The sequence below is a fragment of the Streptococcus sp. 3874 genome (assembly GCF_013276425.1).
Lineage (GTDB): Bacteria > Bacillota > Bacilli > Lactobacillales > Streptococcaceae > Streptococcus > Streptococcus pseudopneumoniae.
Genome location: NZ_VMLA01000022.1, coordinates 24,261 through 31,306 on the forward strand (window position 1 = coordinate 24,261; position 7,046 = coordinate 31,306).

Here is a 7,046-nt window from a genome sequence, read left to right on the forward strand (position 1 = left end):
TGCTCTGAAATGATTACTTGTCATTTCAGAGCATTTTTGTTAATCGCATAAGTTTTCTTTTGTATGCCTTGAGTAGTCCCCTATTCAAGGTATATTTTTTTGGAGGTAGTGAGATGAGCGATTCAAAATATATGAAATTAGCAATAAAACTGGCACAAAAAGGGGCTGGTTACGTCAATCCCAATCCTATGGTTGGCGCAATTATTGTAAAAGATAATCACATTATCGGACAAGGTTATCATGAGTTTTTTGGTGGCCCACATGCTGAGAGAAATGCTCTTAAAAACTGTAGAAAATCCCCTGTCGGAGCGACGCTTTATGTAACACTTGAACCCTGTTGTCACTTCGGGAAAACACCTCCCTGTATAGATGCTATAATCGATAGTGGTATTACAAGAGTAGTCATTGGAAGCCTAGACTGTAATCCTATTGTATCTGGAAAAGGAGTAAAGATACTTGAGGAAAATAATCTTCAAGTTACTGTTGGAATTTTAGAAAATGAGTGTCTTAACTTAATAAAAAGTTTTAGAAAGTATATTACCCAGCATGTACCCTATGTTTTTATGAAATATGCAATGTCAATGGATGGAAAAATAGCCACTAAAACAAATCAATCCAAATGGATTACTGAAGAAGAAGCAAGAAAGCATGTGCATCAATTACGACACCATGTTAGTGCAATTATGGTGGGAGTCAATACTGTTATTCAAGACGATCCTTTGCTGACATGTAGATTGGAGGAAGGGAAAAATCCTATCCGTATCATATGCGATACACATTTACGAACTCCTCTTACCTCTAAAATCGTAAAAACAGCAAATGATATTAAAACTTACATTGCCACTTCCTCTGAAGACAAAAATAAAATGAAGCTATATCAAAATCATGGCTGTGAAATACTTTCCATAAAGAAAAAAGGCAATCATATAGACTTATCGAGTTTAATGCAACATCTAGGAAACATGCAGATTGATAGCCTAGTTCTAGAAGGGGGCAGTCTAATGAATTGGAGTGCTTTGGAACAACAAATTGTTGATGAGCTGAAAATATATATTGCACCAAAAATTTTTGGAGGCAGTGCCAAGTTTCCTGTCGGAGGTGAAGGCATTTCTTTGCCAAATGACGCTATTAGATTGAAACCTTATGCTTTTTCTCAAATAGGAAATGACTATCTCATAGAAAGTGAAGTGATTTATCCATGTTCACAGGAATAATTGAAGAAATCGGAAAAGTTGAAAGAATACAGAAAGACTCTCGTAATTGTAAACTATCAATTAAAGCCTCAAAAATATTAACGGATATCCATTTAGGCGATAGTATAGCAGTAAATGGTATCTGTCTTACAGTTACTCATTTCAATCATCAATCCTTTACAGTTGATGTAATGAATGAAACATGGAGTCGAACAGCTCTTACTCTATTAAAACATGGAAGTGAGGTGAATCTAGAAAGAGCCTTATCTGTCAACGGTCGACTTGGGGGTCACGTCGTTACAGGACACATTGATGGTACAGGAAAAATCTCGTCAATAAAAAAAGATAATAATGCTGTATGGTATCAAATCAACACACAAAAAGAAATTTTAGATTTAATAGTTGAAAAAGGATCTATTACAATTGACGGCATTAGTCTGACTGTCGCTAAAGTCTCCAAAGTAAACTTTTCAGTATCTGTTATCCCTCATACCTTGGAACAAACCATTCTTAAGAGTAAACAAGTCGGGAGTACAGTAAATCTTGAAAATGATATCTTAGGTAAATATGTGCAAAAACTGATGGATAATTCTCCAAAATCAGAAATATCTAAGGAACTATTATATCAAAATGGATTTTAGCAGAAAGGATAATCAGTCAATGGAATATCGAAAAATACAAGAAGCATTAGAAGCATTGCAGAAGGGACGACTTGTTCTTGTTATAGACGATAAGGATAGAGAAAATGAAGGAGACTTAATTTGTTCTGCACAAGCAGCTACAACAGAAAATGTTAATTTTATGGCTACTTATGCCAAAGGATTAATTTGTATGCCTATGAGCGAAAGTTTAGCTAATCAATTAATGCTTTCACCTATGGTTGAAAACAATACAGATAATCATAAGACTGCTTTTACAGTTTCAATTGATTATAAAGAAACGACCACAGGTATTTCTGCCGAGGAAAGAGGACTGACCGCACGTATGTGTGTAGCTGAAGATATAATACCCTCTGATTTTCGCAGGCCAGGACACATGTTTCCTTTAATTGCAAAAAAAGGTGGTGTTCTAGAAAGAAATGGACACACAGAAGCAACTGTTGATTTATTAAAATTAGCTGGACTAAAAGAGTGTGGCCTATGTTGTGAAATAATGAATCATGATGGCAAAATGATGAGAACAGATGATTTAATTCAGTTCTCGAAGAAACACAAGATTCCACTAATTACCATCAAAGAATTACAAGAATATAGAAAAGTATATGATCAGCTGGTAGAACGAGTTTCAACTGTCAATATGCCTACTAGATACGGTAATTTCAAAGCAATTAGCTATATAGATAAACTAAATGGGGAACATCATCTTGCTCTTATTATGGGAAACATAGAGGATGAAGCCAATGTATTATGTCGGGTCCACTCCGAATGTTTAACAGGAGATGTTTTAGGCTCTTTACGTTGCGATTGTGGACAGCAATTCGATAAAGCTATGAAAATGATTGTTGAGAATGGTTCGGGTGTCTTACTTTACTTGCGACAGGAGGGACGAGGAATTGGACTTATCAATAAATTAAAAGCCTATCATTTACAAGATCAAGGCATGGATACGCTTGATGCCAATCTTGCATTAGGCTTTGAAGGTGATTTAAGAGAATATCATATTGGAGCACAAATGCTTAAAGACCTAGGACTACAGTCACTACATTTACTGACAAATAATCCTGACAAGGTTGAACAGTTAGAAAAATATGGAATTACCATTTCCAGTAGAATACCAATCGAAATAGAAGCCAATCCTTACGATAGTTTTTATTTAGAAACAAAGAAAAATCGAATGGGTCACATTTTAAATATGGAGGAAAAATAAATGAACACTTATGAAGGTAATTTAGTAGCGAACGATATTAAAATCGGTATTGTTGTAGCGAGATTTAATGAATTTATAACTTCAAAATTATTATCTGGAGCACTGGATAATCTCAAAAGAGAGAATGTAAACGAGAAAGATATCGAGGTGGCCTGGGTTCCAGGAGCTTTTGAAATACCTCTGATTGCATCAAAAATGGCAAAAAGTAAAAAATATGATGCAATTATCTGCTTGGGAGCTGTCATTAGAGGGAATACAAGTCATTATGATTATGTATGTAGCGAGGTATCTAAGGGAATCGCCCAAATCAGTTTAAATAGCGAAATCCCAGTTATGTTTGGTGTGCTAACGACAGATACAATTGAACAAGCCATAGAACGAGCTGGCACTAAAGCAGGAAATAAGGGTTCTGAGTGTGCACAAGGCGCTATTGAAATGGTCAACCTAATTCGTACATTAGACGCATAGAACAGACTCTACTTTTAGACGAATAAAGAAACTTGGCAAAATCGCAATTTAATACTCTGTGAAAATCATAGAGCAAACTAGGAAACCAGTCGCAGAGTGGTAAAACACAACTTCGATGTTACAGACAAAACTAGCAAAATTAGCTCAAAACACTGTTTTGAGATTACTGATAAAACTGACCTGGTTTGAAGAGATTTTCGAAAAGAATTAGGAAAAAATGAAGTAAATATTTCTATGATAAAACGCATAAAATCAAGGTTTTTGAACACCTGATTTTATGCGTTTTTCTGATTTTGAACATTTTTCCCAGACTTTTTTATACTTTTAATATTTCCCCAACTCACGGAGACTGGTGTGATTTTCCTGAATACGTCGGAACATCTTTTCCATATCCGACTTGGTAAAATGCACCAAAACAGGACGTCCGTGGGGACAGTTATAGGGATTGTCACATTGAGAAAGCTGATAGAGGAGTTGTCTAGCTGAATGATCATCAATACGATGATTGGCCTTGATAGATCGCTTGCAAGACATCATGATAGCCAGCTCTGCTCGGTATTTCTTGATAGAAACTTCCTTGGTCAAAAGGAGCATGTCGCACATCTCATAGATGCCTGATTCAATCTCTTCTTCTGCCATCCAAATAGGATGTTCACGTAGAATAAATTGATTTTCTCCGTACTCTGCTAGAAAGACGCCCACTTCCTCTAAGAGAGGCATTCTTTCCTTGAGACGCAGGGCATCATCCGCAGGAAATTCAAAGATATAGGGCACTAGGAGTTGCTGCTGGCTCTGGTCAACATTGCCAATGCTTTCACGGTACTCCTCGTACTTGACCCGTTCCTGAGCAGCGTGCTGATCTATGATGTAAAGTCCATCTCGCCCTTGGGCAAAGAGATAAGTCCCGTGCATTTGTCCGAAAAACTCCAACTCTGGGAAGCTGGATGCTTCTTCTCGCTCCAGTTTGTCATAAGCCTTATCGATGCTAGCAAGATCTAACTCTGGATGGTCTAGCTGGTCGTAGTTAGCAGGCTTTCTCTCTGCAAAATGCAGTTTTGCTGGCTTGGTCAATCGGTCCAAGGTTTCCTTGGCAAACAGGGTCAAATCCTGCCCTTCATCAGTCAATTCTACCTGATAATCAGCTACTTCAGTTTGACTAGGTCTTGACGGCTCAGTTTTCTCATAGTAGAGCGTATTTTCTTTGAGTGGGAGAATAGTTTGCTCCACCTTCTCACGATTGCGCACGGTCGATTTGGCAAGATTTTCCAAGGCATCTGGAATCAAGGTTTGTTCCTTGAGACTATTTGCAATAGCTTCTGAGACCAAGGTCATCAGTTCTTTTTCCTTGGAAATCCGCACCTCTTGCTTGGTTGGATGCACATTGACATCCGCTAGATAAGGGTCGATATGAATGTGAACGACAGCCAGTGGAAAACGCCCCACCATGAGCTTACTGCCATAGCCGTCAAGAATTGCACGATTGAGCAGGAAGTTCTTGATATAACGGCCATTGATGAAGAGGCTGATATAATTGCGGTTAGCCCGAGTCAACTCAGGCAAGGACACAAAACCTGAAATTTCGAAATCTAGGTCAGAGTTCTCAATTTCAATCATCTTCTTGGCACTCGCCAAACCGTAAATTCCTGCGATTGCTTGGCGCAATTGACCAGTCCCTGCTGTCCGCGTCATTTCCTTGCCATCACTAATCAAGCTAAAAGAAATCTCAGGATGGGCCAAGCCCAGACGGTTGACGATATCAATGATATGAGACAACTCTGCTTGCTGGCTCTTCATATACTTGAGACGGGCAGGCGTGTTGAAAAAGAGATCCTCCACACAAACCTTGGTTCCCACAGGACTAGTCGCTGGGATGACTTCCTCAACTTCACCCCCACGCGCGACGAGCTTGGTTCCGTGACTTGCGCCCTCAACTGCTGTCAAAAGAGTTAAAACGCTGACGGACGCAATAGAAGGCAAGGCTTCACCACGAAAACCAAGCGTCCGAATCCGAAAGAGGTCTGCTTGATTTTTTATCTTACTAGTCGCATGACGACGCAGAGCCAGCTCCACCTCATCGTGGGCAATTCCATGACCATTATCTGTGATTTGGATTTTCTTGAGACCAGCTTCCTCAATCTCAATGATAATCTGACTAGAGCCCGCATCAATGGCATTTTCTACCAGCTCCTTAACAACGCTAGCTGGACGCTCGATAACCTCTCCAGCTGCAATCTGGTTTGCCAGCACCTCTGGCAATTCAATAATATGAGACATCTTTCAGCCCCTTTCTGTATCTGTTTTCCTAGAAATTGATAGTGCTATTATACCATATTTCAGAAAGGACAGAAAAGCAAGCGCCACATAGGAGCCAAATTCCTCCACATAGACAAAGGCCCTTGCCATAGGCTGTAAAATAGTGTTTAATAAAGGTGTACAAGAAGTGATCACAATTTTGTATAAAAAACAAGGAGAGAAATTTATGAAAGTAGAACTACAGATTAGTGAAACTTACGAAGAGGAAAAGCTGATTGTTCAAGCACCTCAGCCGACAGATAAAGTCCAGAAAGTCATCGATTTCGCAGAAAATCTGGACCAAAGAGAAAAAATCAAAGGGAAAATCGATGATCAGGTCTATCTAGTTGAGATTGGCAAGATTCAGCGCTTCTATATCGAGAATCGAAAGGTTCTAGCAGAAACCGCGAGTCAGACCTACACCATTGACTTACGACTCTATCAGGTCCTTGAAATTCTGCCAACCAATTTTATCCAAATTTCCCAATCAGAAATCATCAATATCGATTTCATCTCTCATCTCAAGCTCACCCCCAACGGCCTAGTAGAAATTTTCTTGAAAAACGAAAGCTTCACCTACTCTTCACGCCGTTATCTAAAAACCATCAAGGAGAAATTAGAACTATGAAAAAACAAATCTTTCACGACGCAGCCGCCGGTGTTCTTATCGGCCTCATCCTCTCTATCATCTTTTCACTCATTTATGCACCAAATACCTACGCACCGCTCAATCCCTACTCTCTCATCGGCCAAGTGATGACTCAACATCAGGTTCACGGTGCCCTGGTCTTGCTCTACTGTACTCTTATCTGGGCAGCCATCGGTATTCTCTTCAACTTTGGTAAACGATTATTCAGCCGTGACTGGAGCATGCTTCGTGCGACGCTTTCCCATTTCTTCCTCATGCTGGCTGGCTTTATCCCGCTGGCAACTCTGGCAGGTTGGTTCCCTTTCCACTGGTTCTTCTATCTCCAGCTCATTATCGAGTTTGCGATTGTCTATCTCATCATCTGGGCTATTCTCTATAAAAGAGAGGCTAAAAAAGTGGATCACATCAATCAACTCTTGAAGCATAAAAAGTAAGAACCTCATAATAAGCAAAGCCGAGAAAGAAACTTCTCGGTTTTTCTTTATCCTGCTGCACCTTATACTCAATGAAAATCAAAGAGCAAACTAGGAAGCTAGCCGCAGGTTGCTCAAAACATTGTTTTGAGGTTGTGGATAGAA

7 protein-coding genes are annotated in these 7,046 nt (G+C 39.4%); 6 read left to right on the forward strand and 1 reads right to left on the reverse strand.

What is annotated here, in order from left to right:
• The first annotated feature begins 113 nt into the window (after positions 1–113).
• From ribD to ribE (HT703_RS02215), 4 genes are read left to right on the forward strand one after another with little or no spacing between them, the layout of a single operon-like run.
• The gene (gene ribD, locus HT703_RS02200; RefSeq protein ID WP_001284090.1) at positions 114–1,214 is read left to right on the forward strand and encodes a bifunctional diaminohydroxyphosphoribosylaminopyrimidine deaminase/5-amino-6-(5-phosphoribosylamino)uracil reductase RibD; all 1,101 of its coding nucleotides are present in this window, start codon (positions 114–116) and stop codon (positions 1,212–1,214) included.
• Positions 1,199–1,834, forward strand: a complete 636-nt coding sequence (ribE, locus tag HT703_RS02205) for a riboflavin synthase (RefSeq protein ID WP_000493848.1) — start codon at positions 1,199–1,201, stop codon at positions 1,832–1,834. The genes ribD and ribE (HT703_RS02205) overlap by 16 nt, the downstream gene beginning before the upstream one ends.
• 19 nt (positions 1,835–1,853) lie before the next feature.
• Positions 1,854–3,059, forward strand: a complete 1,206-nt coding sequence (locus HT703_RS02210) for a bifunctional 3,4-dihydroxy-2-butanone-4-phosphate synthase/GTP cyclohydrolase II (RefSeq protein ID WP_007284770.1) — start codon at positions 1,854–1,856, stop codon at positions 3,057–3,059.
• Positions 3,060–3,527, forward strand: coding sequence for a 6,7-dimethyl-8-ribityllumazine synthase (gene ribE, locus HT703_RS02215; RefSeq protein WP_001099497.1), 468 nt, complete (start codon positions 3,060–3,062; stop codon positions 3,525–3,527). It abuts the gene before it with no gap.
• A gap of 324 nt (positions 3,528–3,851) precedes the next feature.
• Here the strand turns inward: ribE (HT703_RS02215) and mutL are convergent, their stop codons facing one another.
• Entirely contained in the window at positions 3,852–5,801 is a 1,950-nt protein-coding gene (mutL, locus tag HT703_RS02220; protein ID WP_050207609.1) for a DNA mismatch repair endonuclease MutL, read from the reverse strand.
• 205 nt (positions 5,802–6,006) lie between these two features.
• On the opposite strand from mutL, the gene HT703_RS02225 reads away from it, so the two are divergent.
• Positions 6,007–6,447, forward strand: a complete 441-nt coding sequence (locus HT703_RS02225; RefSeq protein ID WP_054388105.1) for a LytTR family DNA-binding domain-containing protein — start codon at positions 6,007–6,009, stop codon at positions 6,445–6,447.
• Positions 6,444–6,902 (forward strand): DUF3021 domain-containing protein, encoded by a 459-nt coding sequence (locus HT703_RS02230; protein WP_023935566.1) that lies wholly within the window; start codon positions 6,444–6,446, stop codon positions 6,900–6,902. Before HT703_RS02225 ends, HT703_RS02230 begins: the two co-directional genes overlap by 4 nt.
• Positions 6,903–7,046 lie beyond the last annotated feature (144 nt).

Bases quoted from the DNA above. Each gene is read 5' to 3' on its own strand.
- ribD (WP_001284090.1), top strand. From the start codon at position 114: ATGAGCGATTCAAAATATATGAAATTAGCAATAAAACTGGCACAAAAA.
- ribE (WP_000493848.1), top strand. From the start codon at position 1,199: ATGTTCACAGGAATAATTGAAGAAATCGGAAAAGTTGAAAGAATACAG.
- HT703_RS02210 (WP_007284770.1), top strand. From the start codon at position 1,854: ATGGAATATCGAAAAATACAAGAAGCATTAGAAGCATTGCAGAAGGGA.
- ribE (WP_001099497.1), top strand. From the start codon at position 3,060: ATGAACACTTATGAAGGTAATTTAGTAGCGAACGATATTAAAATCGGT.
- mutL (WP_050207609.1), bottom strand. From the start codon at position 5,801: ATGTCTCATATTATTGAATTGCCAGAGGTGCTGGCAAACCAGATTGCA.
- HT703_RS02225 (WP_054388105.1), top strand. From the start codon at position 6,007: ATGAAAGTAGAACTACAGATTAGTGAAACTTACGAAGAGGAAAAGCTG.
- HT703_RS02230 (WP_023935566.1), top strand. From the start codon at position 6,444: ATGAAAAAACAAATCTTTCACGACGCAGCCGCCGGTGTTCTTATCGGC.